Genomic DNA, 20,314 nt, shown 5'->3' with positions numbered 1-20,314 from the left:
CTGCGGTAAAAACAATAAGAACACTGCTTGACCCCGTCGGAACACCACCTCCTTGAGTCGACGAACGTTTAGAAAACCTGTCCAGGGTTTTCACCGTGACCCTGCCTATTACAAAGCCCGAAACACCGTTCATTGATGACGCACATATCCAAAGGGAAAGGAAAATGGACTTAGCAGGTAATCGCTTCACTGTGGCGCAACGCAATCGCACCCCTCGTTTCAAGACCATACCCCTTACATCCATAGCACTCGGCCTGGCCTTATGGCTGGGCCACGGTTCCGTGGCCAGGGCAGACGACAACCCCTACACCCCGCAGGTATTGGAATCGGCGTTCAGGACAGCCGTCGCCTCATTCGGCTCTGATACCGCCGTGTACAAAAACCTCAGGTTTGCCTACGCGGATATCGTCGATCTCGCGGCCAAGGATTTCGCTGCCCAGTCCGGCAAGTTCGATTCGGCCCTGAAGCAAAACTACGAGCTGCAACCCGAAAACCTGACCATCGGCGCCATGCTCGGCGACACCCGACGGCCACTGGACTACGCTTCGCGCCTGGATTACTACCGCAGCCAGCTGTTCAACAACAGCGGCCGTTACACCACCAATATCCTCGACTTCTCCAAGGCTATTATCGCCAACTTGCCGGCCGCCAAGCCTTACACCTACGTAGAGCCGGGCGTGAGCAGCAACCTGAGCGGGCAATTGAGCGCAGGTCTTTCCTGGGCGGGCGTAACCCGTGACTGGAGTGCCAACGCGCAAACCTGGAAGACGCCGGAGGCCCAGGTCAACTCCGGCCTGGACCGCACCAACGCGTATTACGCCTATGCCTTGGGCATCACCGGCAAGGGGGTCAATGTTGGCGTGCTCGACTCGGGCATCCTCACCGAACACTCCGAGTTTCAGGGCAAGAACGCCCAGGGCCAGGACCGAGTGCAGGCGGTGACATCTACCGGCGAGTACTACGCCACCCATCCGCGCTACCGCCTTGAAGTGCCCAGCGGCGAGTTCAAGCAGGGCGAACATTTCGGTATTCCAGGGGAATACGACCCGGCGTTCAACGACGGGCATGGCACGGAAATGTCCGGGGTGCTGGCCGCCAGCCGCAACGGCACCGGTATGCACGGCATTGCCTTCGACGCCAATCTGTTTGTCGCCAACACCGGCGGCAGCGACAACGACCGCTACCTAGGCTCCAACGACCTCGACTACAACGCGTTCATGGCCAGCTACAACGCCCTGGCGGCGAAGAACGTGGCGATTGTCAATCAGAGCTGGGGGCAGAGCTCGCGCGATGATGTGGAGAACCACTTCGGTAACGTCGGCGACAGCGCCGCGCAAAACCTGCGTGACATGACCGCCGCCTATCGCCCGTTCTGGGACAAGGCTCATGCAGGACAAAAAACCTGGATGGACGCCATGACCGACGCGGCCCGTCAGAACACCTTTATCCAGATCATCTCGGCGGGCAACGACAGCCACGGAGCCAACCCGTACACCAACGCGAACCTGCCGTTTTTCAAACCGGATATCGAAGGCAAGTTCCTTTCGATCACGGGCTATGACGAGACCAGCGCCCAGGTCTATAACCGCTGCGGTACGTCCAAGTGGTGGTGCGTGATGGGCGTGTCGGGCATTCCGTCTGCCGGCCCCGAGGGCGAACTCATCCCGAATGCAAACGGCACCTCGGCCGCCGCGCCGAGCGTCTCCGGGGCCTTGGCGCTAGTGATGCAACGCTTCCCCTATATGACGCCCAGCCAGGCGCGGGACGTGTTGCTGACCACCTCCAGCCTGCAAGCGCCGGATGGCCCGGACACGCCGGTTGGCGAACTGACCGGAGGCCGCACCTACGACAACCTGCAACCGGTGCACGATGCCGCGCCGGGTGTGCCGCAAGTGCCGGGTGTGGTCAGTGGCTGGGGCTTGCCAAACCTGCAAAAAGCCATGCAAGGGCCGAGGCAGTTCCTCGGTGCGGTGGCAGTGGCGTTGCCCAGCGGTACCCGCGATATCTGGGCCAACCCGATTTCCGATGAAGCCATTCGCGCCCGCCGCGTAGAAGACGCTGCCGAGCAGGCGACCTGGGCCGCCACCAAGCAGCAAAAAGGCTGGCTCAATGGCCTGCCCGCCAATGCCTCGGCCGACGATCAGTTTGAATACGACATCGGTCATGCCCGGGAGCAGGCAACACTCACCCGCGACCAGGACGTGCTCACCGGCAGCACCTACGTCGGTAGCCTGGTCAAGTCCGGGGATGGCGAGTTGATGCTGGAAGGCCAGAACAGCTATTCGGGCAGTACCTGGGTACGCGGAGGCAAATTGTCGGTGGACGGCGCATTGACCTCTGCCGTGACGGTAGATAGCAGTGCCGTGGGCACGCGTAATGCCGATAACCGCGTGATGACCACACTGGGCGGCACCCTGGCCGGCAACGGCACGGTGGGCGCCTTGACCGTCAACAACGGTGGGCGAGTGGCCCCGGGGCATTCGATTGGCACACTGCGCACCGGCGATGTCACGTTCAACCCGGGTTCGGTGTATGCCGTCGAAGTCGGGGCCGATGGCCGCAGCGACCAGTTGCAGAGCAGCGGGGTGGCGACCCTCAATGGCGGTGTGGTGAGCGTGTCCCTGGAGAACAGCCCCAACCTGTTGACCGCTACCGAGGCGCGCAGCTTGCTGGGCCAGCAGTTCAATATCCTCAGTGCCAGCCAAGGTATCCAGGGGCAGTTTGCAGCGTTTGCCCCCAACTACCTGTTCATTGGCACTGCGCTCAACTATCAACCGAATCAGTTGACCCTGGCGATAGCTCGCAACCAGACGACCTTCGCCAGTGTCGCGCAAACCCGCAACGAGCGTGCGGTGGCGACGGTGGCCGAGACATTGGGCACTGGCAGCCCGGTCTACGAAAGCCTGCTGTCATCGGATTCCGCCGCCCAGGCGCGGGAGGGCTTCAAGCAACTTTCAGGGCAATTGCATTCGGACGTGGCCGCAGCGCAAATGGCCGACAGCCGCTACCTGCGTGAAGCGGTCAACGCTCGCCTGCAACAGGCGCAGGCACTGGACTCCAACGCGCAGATCGACAGCCGTGACAACGGCGGCTGGGTACAGTTACTCGGTGGACGCAACAACGTCAGTGGTGACAACAACGCCAGCGGCTACTCCTCGTCCACCAGCGGCGTACTGCTGGGCCTGGACACCGAGGTGAACGAAGGCTGGCGCGCGGGCGCGGCGACCGGTTATACCCAAAGCCACCTCAACGGCCAGTCGGCGTCGGCGGACAGCGACAACTATCACCTGTCGGTCTATGGTGGCAAACGCTTCGAGGCGATTGCCCTGCGCCTGGGCGGTGCCAGCACCTGGCACCGCCTGGACACTTCGCGACGGGTGGCCTATGCCAATCAGTCGGACCATGCCAAGGCCGACTACAACGCGCGTACCGACCAAGTGTTTGCCGAGATCGGTTACACCCAATGGACCGTGTTTGAACCCTTCGCCAACCTCACGTACCTGAACTATCAAAGCGACTCGTTCAAGGAAAAAGGCGGTGCCGCAGCCTTGCATGCCAGCCAGCAAAGCCAGGACGCGACACTCTCCACCCTGGGCGTGCGTGGCCATACCCAGCTGCCGCTCACGTCCACCTCGGCGGTGACCCTGCGCGGTGAGCTGGGTTGGGAGCACCAGTTTGGTGATACCGATCGTGAAGCTTCTCTGAAGTTTGCCGGCAGTGACACGGCCTTCGCCGTCAACAGCGTGCCTGTGGCCAGGGATGGCGCGGTGATCAAGGCCAGTGCGCAAATGGCGTTGACCAAGGACACCCTGGTGTCGTTGAACTACAGCGGTTTGCTCTCCAACCGGGGTAACAACAACGGGATCAATGCCGGGTTTACCTTCCGGTTCTAACCTTGAATGTAGGAGCGAGCTTGCTCGCGAAAAACGTCAACGATAACGCGTGCACCCTGGGTAAACGCGGCGCCTGAGAGTGTTTCGCGAGCAAGCTCGCTCCTACGGGATGGGATAAACAGCCCTGCGCAAATTTTGACCCACAGGTTTACAATCGCTGCTCCTGATCAGGAGTATCCCTGTGCTGACTCATCTCGATTCCCAAGGTCGCGCCCATATGGTCGACGTCACCGAAAAAGCCGTGACGTTCCGTGAGGCGGTGGCCGAAGCGCGGGTGCGCATGTTGCCCGCCACTCTGCAAATGATTGTTGACGGCGCCCACCCCAAGGGCGACGTGTTTGCCGTGGCCCGCATTGCCGGGATTCAGGCGGCGAAAAAAGCCAGCGACTTGATCCCCTTATGCCATCCGTTGATGCTGACCGGCGTCAAGGTGGAGCTGCGCGCCGACGGCGTAGACGCTGTGCATATCCTCGCGCGCTGCAAGCTCTCCGGCCAGACCGGCGTTGAGATGGAAGCCCTGACCGCCGCCAGCGTCGCGGCACTGACGATCTACGACATGTGCAAGGCGGTGGATCGCGGCATGACCATTGAGAGTATTCGCCTGCTGGAAAAACTGGGCGGTAAGAGCGGGCATTTCAAGGCGGATGAACAATGAGTATCAACGTACTGTTTTTTGCGCGCTACGCCGAAGCGGTGGGTTTCGACTCGCTGGAGATGGAAGGTGAGTTTGCCAGTGTTGATGCCGTGCGCCTCGCGCTGGCTGCTGACCCGGAATTCGCCGTGCTCAACGAAGCGAGCCTGATGTGTGCGCGCAACGAGGAGTTGTGCAGCCTGGACGAGCCGGTGCAAGCCGGCGATGAAGTCGCCTTCTTCCCACCCGTGACCGGAGGCTGACCATGGCCATTCGTGTGCAGGTCGAAGCCTTTGATCCCGGTGCCGAAGTCAACGCCATGCACGCGGCCAACGTGGGCGTGGGCGCGGTGGTGAGCTTTGTCGGCTATGTACGCGACTTCAATGAGGGGCGCGACGTGTCAGGGATGTTCCTGGAACACTACCCCGGCATGACCGAAAAGGCCCTGGGCAAGATCGCTGTGGAAGCCGAGCAGCGTTGGCCGTTGCTCAAGCTGGAGGTGCTGCACCGTATCGGCGCGCTGGAGCCGGGCGAGCCGATTGTGTTTGTCGGCGCGGCCAGTGCGCATCGGCAGGCAGCGTTTGATGCCTGCGCGTTTGTGATGGATTACCTGAAGACGCGGGCGCCGTTCTGGAAGAAGGAAAACACCAGTGAGGGGCCGCGTTGGGTAGAAGGGCGCAGCAGTGACCACGCCGCAGCGGATCGCTGGAAGTAGCCAGCCAGACGCAGAAACCAATGTGGGAGCTGGCTTGCCTGCGATAGCATCACCTCGGCGTGACTGAAAAACCGAGGTGTCTGCATCGCAGGCAAGCCAGCTCCCACACAAGCCCGCTCCCACATTTTTTTACCGCATTTCAGCTCAAGGGCGTTTGCGTTCTACAGCCCGCAGCAAGTGCGTCGGCGGCGTCTCACAGCTGATCTTGCGCCCCAGCAACGCCTCGATGGATGGCAACTGGTACGAGTCATCCTCGCCCGCAAAGCTGATCGACACACCCGCAGCCCCAGCACGCCCGGTACGGCCGATGCGGTGCACGTAGTCGTCCGGTACTTCCGGCAGGGTGAAGTTGATCACGTGGCTGATGCCGTCGATGTGAATACCGCGACCGGCTACATCGGTAGCCACCAGCACGCGGATCTTGCCTTCACGGAAGCCTTCCAGGGTCTTGATGCGCTTGTGCTGCGGCACATCACCCGACAGTTGCGCAGCGTTGACGCCGTCGCGCACCAGGCGTTCTTCGATGCGGCGCACTTCGTCCTTGCGGTTGGCGAATACCATCACGCGCTCCCAACCGTTGTCGTTGACCAGGTTGTAGAGCAGCTTGTACTTGTCGGCACCGGCGACGGCGTAGATATGCTGCTCGACGTTTTCGCTGGCAACGTTGAGTGCTTCGATCTCGACGATGGATGGGTCGGTGGTCCACTGCTTGGCGAGGTTCATCACGTCTTCGGTGAAAGTCGCGGAGAACAGCAGGGTTTGGCGCTCGGTTTTCGGCGGCGTCTGACGAATGATCTGGCGTACTTGCGGGATAAAGCCCATGTCGAGCATGCGGTCGGCTTCGTCCAGCACCATCACTTCGACCATGTCCAGGTGCACGTCGCCACGCTGATTGAAGTCGAGCAGGCGGCCCGGGGTGGCGACGAGGATGTCGCAATGACGGGCTTCGAGGTGCTTGAGTTGCTTGTCGAAGTCCATGCCGCCCACAAACGTCATCACGTTGAGGCCGGTGTACTTGGTCAGGTCGGCGGCGTCCTTGGCGATCTGCACCACCAGCTCCCGGGTCGGGGCGATGATCAGCGCGCGCGGTTCACCCATGTAGCGTTCCTTGGGCGGCGGCGTTTGCAACAGCTGGGTGATGATCGAGATCAGGAACGCGGCGGTCTTGCCGGTGCCGGTCTGGGCACGGCCGATGGCGTCTTTGCCCGCGAGGGTGAAGCCCAGCACTTGCGCCTGGATGGGCGTGCAGTACGGGAAACCCAGGTCCTGGATGGCGTGCATCAGTTCCGGGGCCAGTTTGAAATCGTGGAAGCGGGTTTTGCCTTCCTGGGGTTCGACGACGAAGTCTTCGAGTTTCCAGGGGGTCACGGGCGGTTTGGGCGCACGTTCGCGACGGGGCTTGGCCACAGGCGCCGGGGCGGGTGCGGCAGGCTTTACCTGTTCAGGCGGCGTCACCGTGGTTTTGTTCGGTGAGGCGGCGGGCGCGTTCCGGCCGGGCTGTTGACCGTCATTGCGGTTGCCGGGCTTGGGGGCAGGAGCACTGGGAACAGGCGCGAGCGGCTCAGCCTCGCTTTTGCCGAACATCTTCTTGAGTGCTTTGAGCACGGTCATCTCATTAATTGATTAAGGAATGTACGCCGGCCAGTGTAATGCAAGAATCGGGCGCGGCGTAGTGCGTCTGTCATACGGCTACATAAACACGGGATTCAGCGTAGGCGTTCAGTCAGCCAGGTGCCTATATCGTGTATCTCTTGGGGTAACACTTCGTGGCCCATTGGGTATTCCTGCCATGTCACGGTGACACCACGGCCCTTCAAATGCTCGTAGGCGCTGCGGCCCATGGCGTTCTGCACCACATCGTCGTACTGGCCATGCAGGCAGAGCGTGGGAATGCGTTGCTGGCTGGCGGATAATTCCAGGTCATTATCGAAGGTTGGCGCATAGGTGGAGAGGGCGATCACACCGCCCAAGGGCCCCTCCCATTTCTTGAACGCGGTGTGGAAAACCACCGCGCCACCTTGAGAAAAACCGGCGAGGAAAATTCGCGAGGTGTCTATTCCGGTTCTCTGTTGCGCCTCAATCAGGTCTGTGACCATTTTTGCCGACGCTTCCAGTTCTTCCAGGCTGATCGAACGGGCCGGGCTCATGGCCTTGATGTCGTACCAGCTCGGCATCTCGTAGCCACCGTTAATCGTCACCGGACGCGTGGGCGCCTGGGGCAAAACGAAGCGGGTGGTCAGCAGGGTTTCCTGCAGGGCTTCGGCCACCGGCAGGAAGTCGTAGCGATCGGCGCCCAGGCCATGCAACCAGATAACGCAGGCGTCTGCGGGCTTGGCGGGCTGAAGAATCAAGGGTTCGGTCATGTCTGCTCCATAGATGTGCGGGCGCTCCGATGAGGTGCGTCGGAACGGTGCGCGACAGGTTGATCTGTTAAGAGAATGTCGCAAGGTTGAATCTTTTGCCATCGAAGCGCAGTTACAGCCACTCGGCCAAGACTCTGGTACGCGCCTTGCTATGTGTAGCTCGATGTCAGAACTCTCCCAGGGCGGTAACACTATCAGTGACTGCCGCTCGTGGGAAAGCAACTGGAATTACCGCAAAAACCTCATGCTGCTTGGCCCCAAAAAAAACCAACACGGGTCGATATCGCCTCATAAGGGTGCGCTGAGGTTGGAGCTCCGACACAACAAGAGCAATTGGAGGTTTGTAATGAAGGTATTGAAATCCACCCTGGCCATCGTCTCTGCGGCGGCTGTACTGGGTGTCAGTGGTTTTGCCCAGGCGGGCGCCACCCTGGACGCCGTGCAGAAGAAAGGCTTTGTGCAGTGCGGTGTGAGTGACGGCCTGCCGGGTTTCTCGGTGCCGGATGCCAGCGGCAAGATCCTCGGGATCGACGCTGACTATTGCCGCGCTGTGGCGGCTGCCGTATTTGGCGATGCCACCAAGGTCAAGTTCAGCCAGTTGAATGCCAAGGAGCGTTTCACCGCGCTTCAGTCAGGCGAAGTCGACATCTTGTCGCGCAACACCACCATGACCAGCTCCCGCGATGCGGGCATGGGCCTGAAATTCCCGGGCTTCATTACCTACTACGACGGCATCGGCTTTCTGGTGAACAACAAGCTGGGCGTCAAGAGCGCCAAGGAACTGGACGGTGCGACCATCTGCATCCAGGCCGGTACCACCACCGAGCTGAACGTTTCCGACTATTTCCGCGCCAACAACCTCAAATACACCCCGATCACCTTCGACACCTCCGATGAAAGCGCCAAGTCGCTGGAGTCCGGGCGTTGCGACGTGCTGACGTCCGACAAATCCCAGCTGTTCGCCCAGCGCAGCAAGCTGGCTTCGCCGAAAGACTACGTGGTGCTGCCGGAAACCATTTCCAAGGAGCCTCTGGGCCCGGTCGTGCGTAACGGTGATGACGAGTGGCTGGCCATCGTGCGCTGGGTGGGCTACGCCATGCTCAACGCTGAAGAGGCCGGTGTGACCTCCAAGAACGTCGAAGCTGAAGCCAAGGCCACCAAGAACCCGGACGTTGCGCGTCTGCTCGGTGCCGACGGCGAATACGGTAAAGACCTGAAAGTGAAGAAGGACTGGGTGGTACAGATCGTCAAGCAAGTGGGTAACTACGGCGAGATGTTCGAGCGCAACCTGGGCAAGAGCACGCCGCTGGAAATCGACCGTGGCCTGAACGCCCTGTGGAACAACGGCGGCATTCAATACGCACCCCCTGTGCGCTGATCGCTGATGGTTCTGTCACCCGGTAGGCCAACTGCCGGGTGATGTTCTGTTCCATTATTTTCGGGGCACTTCATGCAAAATCAAATCGGCGCACCCAAGCAGAAGCTCAGCTTCAGCGACCCCAAAGTGCGTGCGTGGCTGTTCCAGATCATTACGATCGTGGCGGTGGTCTCGCTGGGCTGGTACCTGTTCCATAACACCCAGACCAACCTGCAACACCGGGGCATCACCTCGGGTTTCGACTTTCTTGAGCGCAGTGCCGGTTTCGGCATCGCGCAGCACTTGATCGACTACACCGAATCGGACAGCTATGCCCGGGTGTTTGTCATCGGCCTGCTCAACACTTTGCTGGTGACTGTCATCGGTGTGGTGCTGGCAACCCTGCTCGGCTTCATCATCGGCGTGGCACGCTTGTCGCCCAACTGGATGATCAACAAGCTGGCGACGGTGTACGTGGAGGTATTCCGCAACATTCCGCCGCTGTTGCAAATCCTGTTCTGGTACTTCGCGGTGTTCCTGACCATGCCAGGGCCGCGCAACAGCCATAACTTCGGTGACACCTTCTTTGTCAGCAGCCGTGGCTTGAACATGCCGGCAGCGCTGGCGTCCGACGGGTTCTGGCCGTTTGTCACCAGCCTGGTGGTCGCTATCGTTGCCATCGTGCTGATGACCCGCTGGGCCAACAAGCGCTTTGAAGCGACGGGGGTTCCTTTCCATAAATTCTGGGCGGGCCTGGCGCTGCTGGTGGTGATCCCGGCGTTATGCGTGTTGATCTTCGGTACGCCATTGCATTGGGAAATGCCCAAGCTTGCGGGCTTCAACTTTGTCGGTGGCTGGGTACTGATCCCAGAGCTGTTGGCGTTGACCTTGGCGCTGACGGTGTACACGGCGGCATTTATTGCCGAGATCGTGCGCTCGGGCATCAAGTCCGTCAGCCATGGCCAGACCGAAGCGGCACGTTCACTGGGCCTGCGCCCGGGGCCGACGCTGCGCAAGGTCATCATCCCGCAAGCGTTGCGCGTGATCATTCCGCCGCTGACCAGCCAATACCTGAACCTGGCGAAAAACTCGTCGTTGGCCGCCGGTATCGGTTATCCGGAAATGGTTTCGCTGTTTGCCGGCACGGTGCTCAACCAGACCGGCCAAGCCATTGAAGTCATTGCCATCACCATGAGCGTGTACCTGGCGATCAGCATCAGCATTTCTCTGCTGATGAACTGGTACAACAAGCGCATTGCGCTGATCGAGCGGTGAGGACACACCCATGACTACGCATACGTTCAAACCTGATATGCCGCCGCCGAGCAAAGTCTTCGGGCCGGTGGCCTGGATGCGCGCCAACTTGTTCTCGAGCTGGCTCAATACACTGCTGACCTTGCTGGCGATCTACCTGGTGTACCTGGTGGTGCCACCGATCCTGCACTGGGCCATCCTCGATGCCAACTGGGTGGGCACCACCCGCGCCGACTGCACCAAGGAGGGCGCCTGTTGGGTATTTATCCAACAGCGCTTCGGGCAGTTCATGTATGGCTATTACCCCGTCGACCTGCGCTGGCGCGTGGACATGACGGTATGGCTGGCCATCGTGGGCGTGGCGCCGTTGTTCATCTCGCGTTTCCCACGCAAGGCGATCTATGGCCTGGGCTTTTTGGTGCTGTACCCGATCATTGCCTACTGCTTGCTGCATGGCGGCGTGTTCGGGCTGAGCAACGTGGCGACCAGCCAATGGGGCGGCTTGATGCTGACCCTGGTTATCGCCACGGTGGGCATCGCCGGCGCCTTGCCGCTGGGCATTGTGCTGGCGCTGGGGAGGCGTTCGAACATGCCGGCCATTCGGGTGGTCTGCGTGACCTTCATCGAGTTCTGGCGCGGCGTGCCGTTGATCACCGTGCTGTTCATGTCTTCGGTGATGCTGCCGCTGTTCCTGCCTGAAGGCATGAACTTCGACAAGCTGCTGCGGGCGCTGATCGGTGTGATCCTGTTCCAGTCGGCCTATGTGGCCGAAGTGGTGCGCGGTGGTTTGCAGGCGATTCCCAAGGGCCAATATGAAGCCGCTGCGGCGATGGGTCTGGGCTACTGGCGCAGCATGGGCCTGGTGATCCTGCCGCAAGCCTTGAAGATGGTGATCCCTGGGATCGTCAACACCTTCATTGCCCTGTTCAAGGACACCAGCCTTGTGATCATCATCGGCCTGTTCGACCTGCTCAACAGCGTCAAGCAAGCCGCCGCCGACCCCAAATGGCTGGGCATGGCCACCGAAGGCTATGTGTTCGCCGCCCTGGTGTTCTGGATTTTCTGTTTTGGTATGTCGCGCTATTCCATGCATCTGGAACGCAAGCTCGACACTGGCCACAAGCGTTAGGAGTTTTTTGATGAGCGAAGCAATCAAACAGCCTGTGAGCCCTGAAGGCATTATCCAGATGCAGGGCGTCAACAAGTGGTACGGCCAGTTCCACGTGTTGAAAGACATCAACCTCAACGTCAAGCAGGGCGAGCGTATCGTGCTGTGCGGCCCGTCGGGCTCGGGCAAGTCCACCACCATCCGCTGCCTCAACCGCCTGGAAGAGCACCAGCAAGGCCGCATTGTGGTCGATGGTGTGGAACTGACCAATGACCTCAAGCAGATCGAAGCGATCCGCCGCGAAGTCGGTATGGTGTTCCAGCACTTCAATCTGTTCCCGCATTTGACCATCCTGCAAAACTGCACGCTGGCGCCGATGTGGGTGCGCAAGATGCCCAAGCGCAAGGCCGAGGAAATTGCCATGCACTACCTGGAGCGTGTGCGCATTCCGGAGCAGGCCCACAAGTTTCCCGGGCAGCTTTCAGGTGGTCAGCAACAGCGTGTGGCGATTGCCCGCGCGCTGTGCATGAAGCCCAAAATCATGTTGTTCGATGAGCCGACATCGGCGCTGGACCCGGAGATGGTCAAAGAGGTACTGGACACCATGATCGGCCTGGCCGAAGACGGCATGACCATGTTGTGCGTGACCCACGAAATGGGCTTTGCCCGCACAGTGGCCAATCGCGTGATCTTCATGGACAAGGGCGAGATCGTCGAGCAGGCGGCGCCGAATGACTTCTTTGATAACCCGCAGAATGAGCGGACCAAGTTGTTCTTGAGCCAGATATTGCATTGATGGAAGGTTAAAAAACAAACCCGGCCTGGTGCCTAATGCCAGTCAGTTAAGAGCTAGAGCAGACAACCAGTGACTTGTGGCGAGGGAGCTTGCTCCCGCTGGACTGCGTAGCAGTCCCATTTTGGGGGCCGCTTCGCGCCCCAGCGGGAGCAAGCTCCCTCGCCACAGTTACCGATTCTGTCTTAACTGACTGGCATTAGCCTGGTGCCGGGTTTATTTTTGCCTGTTGGTCTGTTCAGGATGCTTGTGCCGCACGTTGTTGCTCATCTTTTGCTATGAGCAGGCGATTGAGGTCTTCTCCGACATTGAGCGCCTCGATCTCGGCCAGCAGATGCGGATGCTTATCCAGGAGGCGCATGAGTGTAAACAATGGTTCAGGAGGGAAAACCTCAGCCCTTTCGTAGCGAGAAAATGAGTTTTGCCCGCGCACAGTCAACAGCTTCACTGCCTCCTTCTGAGTGAGCTGCAGTTTGCGACGGATTCGCTTCATTTCAGCCGCGATGACTTTTCTGCCATCAATCAATAATTGGTCACTGGCATCGGAATAACGCTCTGCGCTGTCATCGTCATGATCGAATTCGATTTCCTTACAAACCTGGCATTCCCAGCCCGCGATGTTTGGAATGTCGCGCATCATGCCGCGTGTGTTGATGGTGAAGGTGCGACCTGCGAAATACTGCATTCCATCATGGGTTCCGCAATTCACGCATTGTTGGGTTTTCATAAGGTTTTCTCCTTGAAGGAGATTACGGGAGCTTCGCCGCCTGGGCGGTGAGTCACCTTGATGTAAATCTCCGTACCGTACATCTTGATCAGATAGACGTCCTGCCATATCCGGTGGTCTGCATAGGTTGTCATTGATTTGTACAACATTCGCGTTTCAAGGGCGCAGACCGCCAACCGCATCTGGCCGATGCTCAATTCAAGTTGACGAGCGCTCTCCCGCGCAGTTGCCGTAAAGGCTCTGTGGCCCAGCCGGATGACTTGCGCCTTGATCAAGGCCAGATCGTAATGAGGTGTGTACTTTTCCATAAGACACCTGAGTCCAATAATTACCCTCTGAGGGTAATTTTACCAATCGAAAATACTGCTCCTTTCCCTGCCTAAAAACCCTAGTGCGTTGCCTTTGTAGGCGACTCCTAATAGGCTGTAGGAAAATTCATCCTATGATTGGACGAAAGCGTAAAGCCCATGACAGACATCGCCCCGCTGATCAAACGCTCTCTGGTTGACCAGGCGCTGGAACAACTGCGTCTGCGCATTGCCGAGGGTGTGTGGGCCGTTGGCGAACGCCTGCCCACCGAGCCCGAACTGTGCGCCGAACTGGGGATCAGCCGTAATACCGTGCGTGAAGCCATGCGTGTATTGGCATTCTCCGGGTTGATCGAAATTCGTCAGGGCGACGGCAGTTATCTGCGCTCGATGACCGACCCGTTGGGCACGATGCGTGCGTTGTCTCATTGCACCCTGGGGCAGGCGCAGGAGACGCGGCAGATTCTGGAAGTGGAAGCCATCGGCCTTGCTGCGCAACGCCGTACTGCAAGTGACCTGCGAGCGTTGCGCACAGCGCTGGATACCAGCGCCGCGCTGTATCAGGGCGACCTCGAGGCCTATATCAGCGCCGACCTGGCGTTTCACCAACGTTTGGTGGACGCCGCACACAACCCGGCCTTGAGCGAGCTGTATCAGTATTTCTCCGCTATCGTCGGCGCGCAGTTGCGCCAGACCCTGAACCTTTCACCGCGTCGCCAGGCCGTGTTCGACTTGCACGTTGCCCTGCTTGACGCCGTGGAACAGCAAGACCCCGAACGTGCCAAATCCCTCTGCCGGCAGTTGATCAATGAACCCTGAAACCCAACACACACCCGAACTTGAAGAGTTGTTGATTGACGCCGAGGCCGATGACGACGTGGTGCAACACAACCACCCGCTGGTGAGCCGGCCCTGGTTGCTGTTGCTGGGCCTGATCCTGGTGGCGCTCAACTTGCGCCCGGCCTTGTCGAGCCTGTCGCCGCTGTTGGCCGACGTCTCCAGCAGCCTGGGCCTGTCGGCGGCCCAAGCCGGTTTACTGACCACCCTGCCGGTGTTGTGCCTGGGCCTGTTCGCGCCCATGGCGCCGATCCTGGCCCGACGCTTTGGGGCTGAGCGGGTGGTGTTCGGCATCTTGCTGACCCTGGCTGGCGGGATCATCCTGCGCAGTTCATTCGGGGAAGTGGGCCTGTTTGTCGGCAGCCTGATCGCCGGCGCCAGCATTGGCATCATCGGCGTATTGCTGCCGGGTATCGTCAAGCGCGACTTCGCCGCACGCGCGGGCGCCATGACCGGCGTCTACACCATGGCCCTGTGCCTGGGCGCCGCATTGGCGGCAGGGGCCACGGTACCCTTGAGTCATTACTTCGGCGACAGTTGGCCCCTTGGTCTGGGGTTCTGGATTCTGCCAGCGCTGTTGGCGGCGTTGTTCTGGTTGCCGCAAGTCGGGCAGAAGCACGGCGCACACCGCGTCGCTTACCGTGTGAAGGGGCTACTGCGTGACCCGTTGGCCTGGCAAGTGACCTTGTACATGGGCCTGCAATCGTCCCTGGCCTACATCGTGTTCGGCTGGTTGCCGTCGATCCTGATCGGCCGTGGCCTGAGTGCCACAGAGGCGGGATTGGCGTTGTCCGGCTCGATCATTGTGCAGTTGTTCAGTTCCCTGGCCGCGCCATGGCTGGCTACCCGTGGCAAGGACCAGCGCCTGGCGATCGTGGTGGTGATGCTGCTGACCCTAGGCGGCCTGTTCGGCTGCCTGTATGCGCCGCTGGACGGTTTGTGGGGTTGGGCGATTCTGCTCGGTCTGGGGCAGGGCGGTACCTTCAGCCTGGCGCTGACCTTGATTGTGCTGCGCTCGCGTGACGCTCACGTAGCCGCCAACCTGTCGAGCATGGCCCAGGGGATCGGTTATACCCTGGCGTCCCTTGGCCCTTTCGCTGTGGGCGTGGTGCATGACTGGACCGGCGGCTGGACGGCCATCGGCTGGATCTTCGCAGTGATCGGCCTCGGCGCCATCGTGGCGGGCCTGGGCGCCGGACGTGCGCGCTACGTGCGCGTCACCTGTGAGAAGGTCTAGAGATAAACCACTTCCAGCGTGGCCGAACCGTCAATCGGGGTTTGCGTGCTCAAGTCCAGATTCTTGCGAGCATTGATCACGGTCTGCACCGTGACGTGGCTGCCTATTATGCCAATGGCGGTGGGGCCGCTGACGCTGCCCTCGATCGACGTAAAGCCCAGGTAGCTCCTGGAACCGATGTCGATGGGGTTGAGGTTGGACGTGCGCCATGCCAGGCCCCCGGTGGTGGATTCGGTGCCGTAGAGTTGCCCGTTGTTGCTGGCCTGGGTTTGCCGAGGATCGAAGGTCATGGAGTAGACGCCCAGGGGCGTGCCGTTGCTGTCGAAACCCAGCCCGTAGTAAATCTCGCTTTCGACCAGGGTCGAGTCGCCGCGGTTGTCTTGCATGCGCAGGGCATAACGTACCGGGCCGGTACACGCCATGCCGAAGAACAGAGTCTTGGCGGGAAGACGGGTGCGGGTTTCCAGGTTCAAGTCTTGTTGAGATATTTTGCCGTAGTCAATCAGGCCGCCGTTTGACAGTTGCGGCAGGCACGCGGCGGGCGTGACCAGCCCCTGGACGCTGAGGTCCACCGTCGAGGCCGCCAGCGCCGCCTGGGTGCTGGTCAATAATAGAAGGCTGCAAAGGGCAGGAATTTTCATGGTACGCACTCCTACAAGTAAATGATTTCGAGGGTGCCGGACCCATTGATACGCACGACGTCGCGCAGGTCCAGCGATTGGATGGGGGCCAGGTACGTCTTGATGCGCATCGTGCCGGTCAGGACCTGTATGGCGAGCGGGCCCGTAGTCACGCCGGTCTTGTCGGTAAAGCCCATGAGGCTGTTGGCAGCCATGGGGATCTGCCGCGCAGTGGAACTGCTCCAGGCTGCGCCATTGCTGGTGGAGTCGGTGCGGTACAGCGTGGATAAGCTGTCGGCGCTGAATTCCGCTGGGTCGACCGTCAGGTAGAAACGTCCGATTTTGTTGTTGCTGGCGTCCAGGTCCAGGCCATAGGCCGTTTCATCGGTGCCGCCGGTGGCTGAGCCATCGCGATTGTCTTTCATGCGCAGGCCGAAGCGGGCCGGAGCATCGCAGGTCACGCTCAGGCGCACGGTGCGCGTCGGTAGCGGTGTTTCGTGAGTGGCACTCAGATCCTTGGCGTACAGCGTGCCGTAGTCCACGACTCCCTGGTCCGACAGTGTCGGTTGGCAGGCGGTCGGCGCGAAGTGGGCGCGCAACGTGAGGTCGCGGTAACGCCCGCTTGCGCTGTGGTACATCATCCCGCTGACTTCCCAGGTGGTGGCGTCGCGCACCTGGGTGGCGGCCGGGTCGGCCCAGGCGCGCAGAGTCAACTGCAACGCCAGGGTTTTCCCCTGCAATACCGTGCCTTGGTGCAGCGGCGCGATGCCATGGTCGGGCCGCCATTCCAGCACGCTGGCGCTGCTCACCGGCGCCTGGCCTGCGCCGGGCAACAAGCCCAGTTCCACCGCCCGACCGTCGAGTACGGCGTTGCCGACCTCGATGGCGTAGCTGCCGTTGGGAGTGAATTGCAGACGTTGCGCGGAGGCGGCGGTGCCGCGATAAAACAGGCTCAGGTCCTGGGCCTGGGGGCAGGTGAACGTCAGGCTCAAACGGCGCTCGCCGAGCAGGCGTTGCGGCGCGCTGTCGCTTTGCGCCAGGCGACTCATCAAGCCCAAATCCACCAGCGGTTCGCTGAGGTTGAATTGGCATTCCTCAAAGGCTTGAGCAGTGCCGGCAAACGCGAGCAATAACCCCAGGCTCACGTAGCGCAAACAGGTTGCAGGGTGCATGGCAGTAGTCCTCATGGTGTGTAGCAACGAGCAGGTGCGGTTTCGAAATACACCGTGGGGTCGGCTTTTGCCGGCAGTTGGTAGCGCAATTCACAGCGTTTGCCTTGCGAGGTGGTGATCCACAGCGCTCCTTGGTCCAGCACATTGGGCAGGAACACCTGGCTGGCGTCCTGCACCAAGGTGATGAACTCACCTGTGTTCGTCGTAACGGACGCTCCCACGGGCATGGGGTTTCCCTGATCGTCGCTGACGGTGAGCAGCATGCGGCGGGTCAGGCCCACGCCGAACTCGACCCGATCGACAGCGCCACGCCCGGCCGAGATCATGGCCAGGCCATTGTTGATATCGGCGTTGCGCGGTAGAGAGCGGGTCTGCACTTCCACTGGGCTGCGCCCGTAGGCGGCCACCTGCGACACCACGGCCTGGCCTTGCCAGTCGGTCCAGACCGGGCCACTGGGGGTGCTGAGTTTGATGCCGCTCATGTCGCCGACGGAAACCAGAGCGAAGGTGTCGCGCACCGGGTAGGGGGTAAATGTCATACCGTCGCCATGCACGACTACACCGCCGCGGGCGCCGCCCTGGTAGCTCGAACGCTCGGCATCGGAGCGGCTGTAGCTCAAGTCGAGTTGGGTATAGCGTGGCAATGCCGAAATGCCCACGCTGGTTTCCACCTCATGGTCACTGCTGTCGTGTTCGGCGCTGACGCGGTAGCTCAATTGGTCGTCAAGCTGTTCGGTCAGGCCCAGACCGGTACGGTTTTGGCCGCCGGAGTTGCGCACCCAACTGCGCACCCGGCGGCTTTCGCCCAACGGCACGCTGACAGTGAGGTAGACCGCGTTGTCCTGTTGCTGGCGTCCGCCCATCTGCCACTCGGCGCTGGCCGATAACGAGACTGCGCCAATGCTCGTGCCCCACGCTGCGAGCGCGCGGCTGCTGCTGTTGCCCTCGAAGGTACTCGAACGTGAAACGCCGGCGCTGAATGCGCCCAGCTGCGGATGTGACCACCCCAGGTTGATACTTTGTTGATCGCGATAGCGTGAGTTGCGCTGGCTGCCGTCGCGCTCGTAGGTGCTTTCCTCCAGTTCGCGGTAGCCGCTGCTGCGCCAGGAGTTGGCGGCGCTGAACGACCATCGCTCGCTCAGGCGCTGTGACCAGGAAAGATCAGTCTGCACGCCCGAGACTTTTTCCCACGACTGGGTGTTGGACAATTGGGTAGACACCTGGATCTGACTGTCCAGCCACGGCAGCCAGCCCAGGCTGGCGCCCGCCGAGCGATACTCGCCGGTCGCCAGCACGCCACTGCCCAGGGTCAGTTGCGGATGCAAGTTCCCGGTCCAACCGGCGCTGACCACCCACGGCGCCTCTGCCTCGGCCCCGCCGACGTTGCGTACGCGCCCCGCTGCGACCGAATAGCCGGGTGCAGGCAGGCCGAGACCGAGCATGGCGGCGGGTACGGTGAAACGTCGTTCCCCGCCGACACTTTCCTTGACCGTGACTTCGACGTCCGAGCGCGTATTCAGGCGACGTACATCGTTCAGCACAAACGGCCCGGCAGGCACCACGGTGGAGTGAATCAGCGCGCCGTTCTGGCGCACTTCTACCTGTGCCGGGCTGTTGGCGATCCCCTGGATTTGCGCGCTCTGGCCTTGCTCCTGAAGGGCGTGCTCGGTCAGCACCTGGACGCCGGTGATTTGTGCGCCAGACAACACCGGGTTATAGAGGTTGATCTGCCCGGCCTGCAGCACTGCCTGATGGCTGGCGAAGGTCCGTTGCGCATAGGCCTCCAAGTGGGTGCTGCGCGATAAGCCATCCTGCCAGGTCTGCACTTGGCGGCTGCGCACGATCCAGTCGCCGGCGTTGAAGCCGACTTCGGTGTTGGCTGAACCAAACCGGCTGGCGTCTTCGCCAAAGCGGTTGTAGAACCCGCTCAGGTCGTAGTTGAGCATCCCGGCAAACCCGCCGGTCTGGTAGCCCGAGATGTCCTGTTGCACGGGGCGCAGTGCTTCGGTGGGCACGACCAGTGCCAACGTCAGTGTCGACGGGTCCGGTTCCACCAGGCTTTGCGGATACCGCAGAAGAAAATCCTGACAACCCACGGGGTCAGCGGGTATCACCAGGTTGGCGGCGTCCAGCAACGCACGGTCCAGGCAGGGGTTGCCCTGTTGATCGAAACTGACCTCCAGGCGTCCCCGGCGCAGGCCATTGACCCGCAGGTTGACGTTATGACGGCCGGCGGCAAAGCGCGGTGTTGCCAGCAGCAGGCTGGCCAACTGTGGATCGATGCCGCGCTGATGCAAGGTCTGGGCGTCGAAGCCTGCGGAGCTGGTGTCGTCGGCCCACGCCTTGTCCGGCATAAGCGCATACAGCAGCAACACCAGCGGCAAGGCTGGGCGAATGGGCACGGCTTCGCCGTCACGGTAACTCAATACTGTTTTCACGCAAGGTACTCGCTTAGTGAACGCACAGCCCTCATTGGGTTCGGGGCTTTGGGCGTTCTGGTGACGGTCGATAAGCCGTCACTTCGTTATCCAGGCGGCGGTCTTGGCGACGCCTGTGGTTTTCTGTCAGAGGGTGATGGGGGCGTCGTAGGCCTTGACCGCAAACCCGTACACAGTGGCCGGTTGCAGCCTGACCGTCTTGGCTTGGCCACCGCTGGCAGGCACGCTCAAGGCTTCACCTGGCAGCACGTAGGTGCGCGGCAGCATCGCCTTGCCGTCACCGGGCAACAGCCGCAGCTCCTGGGCCAGGCGCACCACATAGGGCGTGTCATTACGCACCTGCAATTGGCCGTCGCGCAGGGTCCATGTCAGGCCGGTCCAGGGGCTGCGATTGGGTGCCAGGCCCTTGGGATGCACAATCACCGGCAGGTTCTGGCGCACGGTCACGCCCACGCGGGCATGACCGGCGGCAGTGGCTGCGCGGCCCTGGGGCATGCCTTCGAACACGGCGCGTTTGAGCCGCTGGGTGAGCAACGGTTTTTGGTTTTGCAGAATAAAGCGCACCAACTGGGATTTGGACGCTTCGACTCGAGACAGCGGCGGCGTCACCACCAGCAGGGGTTCGGTATCTTCCGGAATATCCTGCAAGGTCACATGCAACAACGAGAGCTGGCTGTCGGAGTTGGTCACCGAAACGGAAGCTTCACCATCGGCCTCGTGGACGATCACCACGGATGTGTCCGGGACCATGCCGTCAGCCTTTGCTTGGTTGCCGAATATCAGCAGCAGGGCAATAAGGCCGAACGCGGTGTTTGAGCATGTCATCGTCATGATGGGTTTTCCATTAGGCGAAATGAGTGG

Annotated in this window: 18 protein-coding genes; 10 read left to right on the top strand and 8 right to left on the bottom strand. The window is 61.0% G+C overall.

The window, feature by feature from the left end; genetic code table 11:
• Positions 1 to 164 precede the first annotated feature (164 nt).
• The 4 genes from HU730_RS07595 to moaE all read left to right on the top strand — a co-directional run bounded on the left by HU730_RS07595 (position 165) and on the right by moaE (position 5,239).
• On the top strand, positions 165 to 3,893 hold the full coding sequence (locus tag HU730_RS07595; RefSeq protein ID WP_186527687.1) for an autotransporter serine protease: 3,729 nt from the start codon (positions 165 to 167) through the stop codon (positions 3,891 to 3,893).
• Positions 3,894 to 4,074: 181 nt separating this feature from the next.
• Positions 4,075 to 4,548, top strand: coding sequence for a cyclic pyranopterin monophosphate synthase MoaC (gene moaC / locus HU730_RS07590; RefSeq protein ID WP_186527686.1), 474 nt, complete (start codon positions 4,075 to 4,077; stop codon positions 4,546 to 4,548).
• The gene (moaD, locus tag HU730_RS07585; protein ID WP_032903342.1) at positions 4,545 to 4,787 is read left to right on the top strand and encodes a molybdopterin converting factor subunit 1; all 243 of its coding nucleotides are present in this window, start codon (positions 4,545 to 4,547) and stop codon (positions 4,785 to 4,787) included. Before moaC ends, moaD begins: the two co-directional genes overlap by 4 nt.
• Before the next feature lie 2 nt (positions 4,788 to 4,789).
• Positions 4,790 to 5,239: a molybdopterin synthase catalytic subunit MoaE gene (gene moaE / locus HU730_RS07580; protein ID WP_054921052.1), complete on the top strand. Its 450-nt coding sequence runs from the start codon at positions 4,790 to 4,792 to the stop codon at positions 5,237 to 5,239.
• A 144-nt stretch (positions 5,240 to 5,383) separates the two neighbouring features.
• On the opposite strand, the gene rhlB is transcribed toward moaE, so the two are convergent.
• Positions 5,384 to 6,850, bottom strand: coding sequence for an ATP-dependent RNA helicase RhlB (rhlB, locus tag HU730_RS07575; protein ID WP_034128699.1), 1,467 nt, complete (start codon positions 6,848 to 6,850; stop codon positions 5,384 to 5,386).
• A gap of 95 nt (positions 6,851 to 6,945) precedes the next feature.
• Positions 6,946 to 7,602, bottom strand: a complete 657-nt coding sequence (locus HU730_RS07570; protein WP_034128698.1) for an alpha/beta hydrolase — start codon at positions 7,600 to 7,602, stop codon at positions 6,946 to 6,948.
• Positions 7,603 to 7,948: 346 nt separating this feature from the next.
• Between HU730_RS07570 and HU730_RS07565 the strand changes: the two genes are divergently transcribed.
• The 4 genes from HU730_RS07565 to HU730_RS07550 all read left to right on the top strand — a co-directional run bounded on the left by HU730_RS07565 (position 7,949) and on the right by HU730_RS07550 (position 12,117).
• Positions 7,949 to 8,980 carry an amino acid ABC transporter substrate-binding protein gene (locus tag HU730_RS07565; RefSeq protein ID WP_034128697.1) on the top strand — a complete coding sequence of 344 codons (1,032 nt, stop codon included), beginning with the start codon at positions 7,949 to 7,951 and terminating at the stop codon, positions 8,978 to 8,980.
• A 72-nt stretch (positions 8,981 to 9,052) separates the two neighbouring features.
• Positions 9,053 to 10,234 carry an amino acid ABC transporter permease gene (locus HU730_RS07560; RefSeq protein ID WP_054898976.1) on the top strand — a complete coding sequence of 394 codons (1,182 nt, stop codon included), beginning with the start codon at positions 9,053 to 9,055 and terminating at the stop codon, positions 10,232 to 10,234.
• Between the two features lie 10 nt (positions 10,235 to 10,244).
• Positions 10,245 to 11,342, top strand: a complete 1,098-nt coding sequence (locus tag HU730_RS07555) for an amino acid ABC transporter permease (protein WP_014717022.1) — start codon at positions 10,245 to 10,247, stop codon at positions 11,340 to 11,342.
• A gap of 10 nt (positions 11,343 to 11,352) precedes the next feature.
• Positions 11,353 to 12,117 carry an amino acid ABC transporter ATP-binding protein gene (locus HU730_RS07550; RefSeq protein WP_010444394.1) on the top strand — a complete coding sequence of 255 codons (765 nt, stop codon included), beginning with the start codon at positions 11,353 to 11,355 and terminating at the stop codon, positions 12,115 to 12,117.
• 235 nt (positions 12,118 to 12,352) lie between these two features.
• Here HU730_RS07550 and HU730_RS07545 read toward each other — a convergent pair whose 3' ends face one another.
• Complete coding sequence (locus HU730_RS07545) at positions 12,353 to 12,841, bottom strand: type II toxin-antitoxin system MqsA family antitoxin (RefSeq protein ID WP_186527868.1); 489 nt, start codon at positions 12,839 to 12,841, stop codon at positions 12,353 to 12,355.
• Complete coding sequence (locus tag HU730_RS07540; RefSeq protein ID WP_054897719.1) at positions 12,838 to 13,149, bottom strand: type II toxin-antitoxin system MqsR family toxin; 312 nt, start codon at positions 13,147 to 13,149, stop codon at positions 12,838 to 12,840. The genes HU730_RS07545 and HU730_RS07540 overlap by 4 nt, the downstream gene beginning before the upstream one ends.
• A gap of 159 nt (positions 13,150 to 13,308) precedes the next feature.
• Here HU730_RS07540 and HU730_RS07535 point away from each other — a divergent pair, with 159 nt between their 5' ends.
• Both HU730_RS07535 and HU730_RS07530 read left to right on the top strand, forming a co-directional pair.
• Positions 13,309 to 13,968, top strand: coding sequence for a FadR/GntR family transcriptional regulator (locus tag HU730_RS07535; RefSeq protein ID WP_096143434.1), 660 nt, complete (start codon positions 13,309 to 13,311; stop codon positions 13,966 to 13,968).
• Complete coding sequence (locus tag HU730_RS07530) at positions 13,958 to 15,223, top strand: CynX/NimT family MFS transporter (RefSeq protein WP_186527867.1); 1,266 nt, start codon at positions 13,958 to 13,960, stop codon at positions 15,221 to 15,223. Before HU730_RS07535 ends, HU730_RS07530 begins: the two co-directional genes overlap by 11 nt.
• Here the strand turns inward: HU730_RS07530 and HU730_RS07525 are convergent.
• The 4 genes from HU730_RS07525 to HU730_RS07510 all read right to left on the bottom strand — a co-directional run bounded on the left by HU730_RS07525 (position 15,220) and on the right by HU730_RS07510 (position 20,284).
• Entirely contained in the window at positions 15,220 to 15,864 is a 645-nt protein-coding gene (locus HU730_RS07525; protein ID WP_054897722.1) for a DUF1120 domain-containing protein, read from the bottom strand. The genes HU730_RS07530 and HU730_RS07525 overlap by 4 nt on opposite strands.
• Before the next feature lie 11 nt (positions 15,865 to 15,875).
• Entirely contained in the window at positions 15,876 to 17,015 is a 1,140-nt protein-coding gene (locus HU730_RS07520; RefSeq protein WP_186527866.1) for a DUF1120 domain-containing protein, read from the bottom strand.
• Between the two features lie 11 nt (positions 17,016 to 17,026).
• A complete protein-coding gene (locus tag HU730_RS07515) occupies positions 17,027 to 19,453 on the bottom strand; it encodes a fimbria/pilus outer membrane usher protein (protein ID WP_186527865.1) in 2,427 nt (808 codons plus the stop codon).
• 126 nt (positions 19,454 to 19,579) lie between these two features.
• Complete coding sequence (locus tag HU730_RS07510) at positions 19,580 to 20,284, bottom strand: fimbria/pilus chaperone family protein (RefSeq protein WP_034128691.1); 705 nt, start codon at positions 20,282 to 20,284, stop codon at positions 19,580 to 19,582.
• Positions 20,285 to 20,314 lie beyond the last annotated feature (30 nt).

The sequence above is a fragment of the Pseudomonas sp. SWRI22 genome (genome assembly GCF_014268395.2).
Lineage (GTDB): Bacteria > Pseudomonadota > Gammaproteobacteria > Pseudomonadales > Pseudomonadaceae > Aquipseudomonas > Aquipseudomonas paracarnis.
This window is presented reverse-complemented; position numbering and strand designations above follow the sequence as displayed.

Coding starts and splice junctions, on each gene's coding strand:
- HU730_RS07535 (WP_096143434.1), top strand. CDS start 13,309: ATGACAGACATCGCCCCGCTGATCAAACGCTCTCTGGTTGACCAGGCG.
- HU730_RS07560 (WP_054898976.1), top strand. CDS start 9,053: ATGCAAAATCAAATCGGCGCACCCAAGCAGAAGCTCAGCTTCAGCGAC.
- HU730_RS07530 (WP_186527867.1), top strand. CDS start 13,958: ATGAACCCTGAAACCCAACACACACCCGAACTTGAAGAGTTGTTGATT.
- HU730_RS07525 (WP_054897722.1), bottom strand. CDS start 15,864: ATGAAAATTCCTGCCCTTTGCAGCCTTCTATTATTGACCAGCACCCAG.
- HU730_RS07550 (WP_010444394.1), top strand. CDS start 11,353: ATGAGCGAAGCAATCAAACAGCCTGTGAGCCCTGAAGGCATTATCCAG.
- HU730_RS07520 (WP_186527866.1), bottom strand. CDS start 17,015: ATGCACCCTGCAACCTGTTTGCGCTACGTGAGCCTGGGGTTATTGCTC.
- HU730_RS07595 (WP_186527687.1), top strand. CDS start 165: ATGGACTTAGCAGGTAATCGCTTCACTGTGGCGCAACGCAATCGCACC.
- moaD (WP_032903342.1), top strand. CDS start 4,545: ATGAGTATCAACGTACTGTTTTTTGCGCGCTACGCCGAAGCGGTGGGT.
- HU730_RS07555 (WP_014717022.1), top strand. CDS start 10,245: ATGACTACGCATACGTTCAAACCTGATATGCCGCCGCCGAGCAAAGTC.
- HU730_RS07540 (WP_054897719.1), bottom strand. CDS start 13,149: ATGGAAAAGTACACACCTCATTACGATCTGGCCTTGATCAAGGCGCAA.
- rhlB (WP_034128699.1), bottom strand. CDS start 6,850: ATGACCGTGCTCAAAGCACTCAAGAAGATGTTCGGCAAAAGCGAGGCT.
- moaE (WP_054921052.1), top strand. CDS start 4,790: ATGGCCATTCGTGTGCAGGTCGAAGCCTTTGATCCCGGTGCCGAAGTC.
- HU730_RS07570 (WP_034128698.1), bottom strand. CDS start 7,602: ATGACCGAACCCTTGATTCTTCAGCCCGCCAAGCCCGCAGACGCCTGC.
- HU730_RS07565 (WP_034128697.1), top strand. CDS start 7,949: ATGAAGGTATTGAAATCCACCCTGGCCATCGTCTCTGCGGCGGCTGTA.
- HU730_RS07510 (WP_034128691.1), bottom strand. CDS start 20,284: ATGACGATGACATGCTCAAACACCGCGTTCGGCCTTATTGCCCTGCTG.
- HU730_RS07545 (WP_186527868.1), bottom strand. CDS start 12,841: ATGAAAACCCAACAATGCGTGAATTGCGGAACCCATGATGGAATGCAG.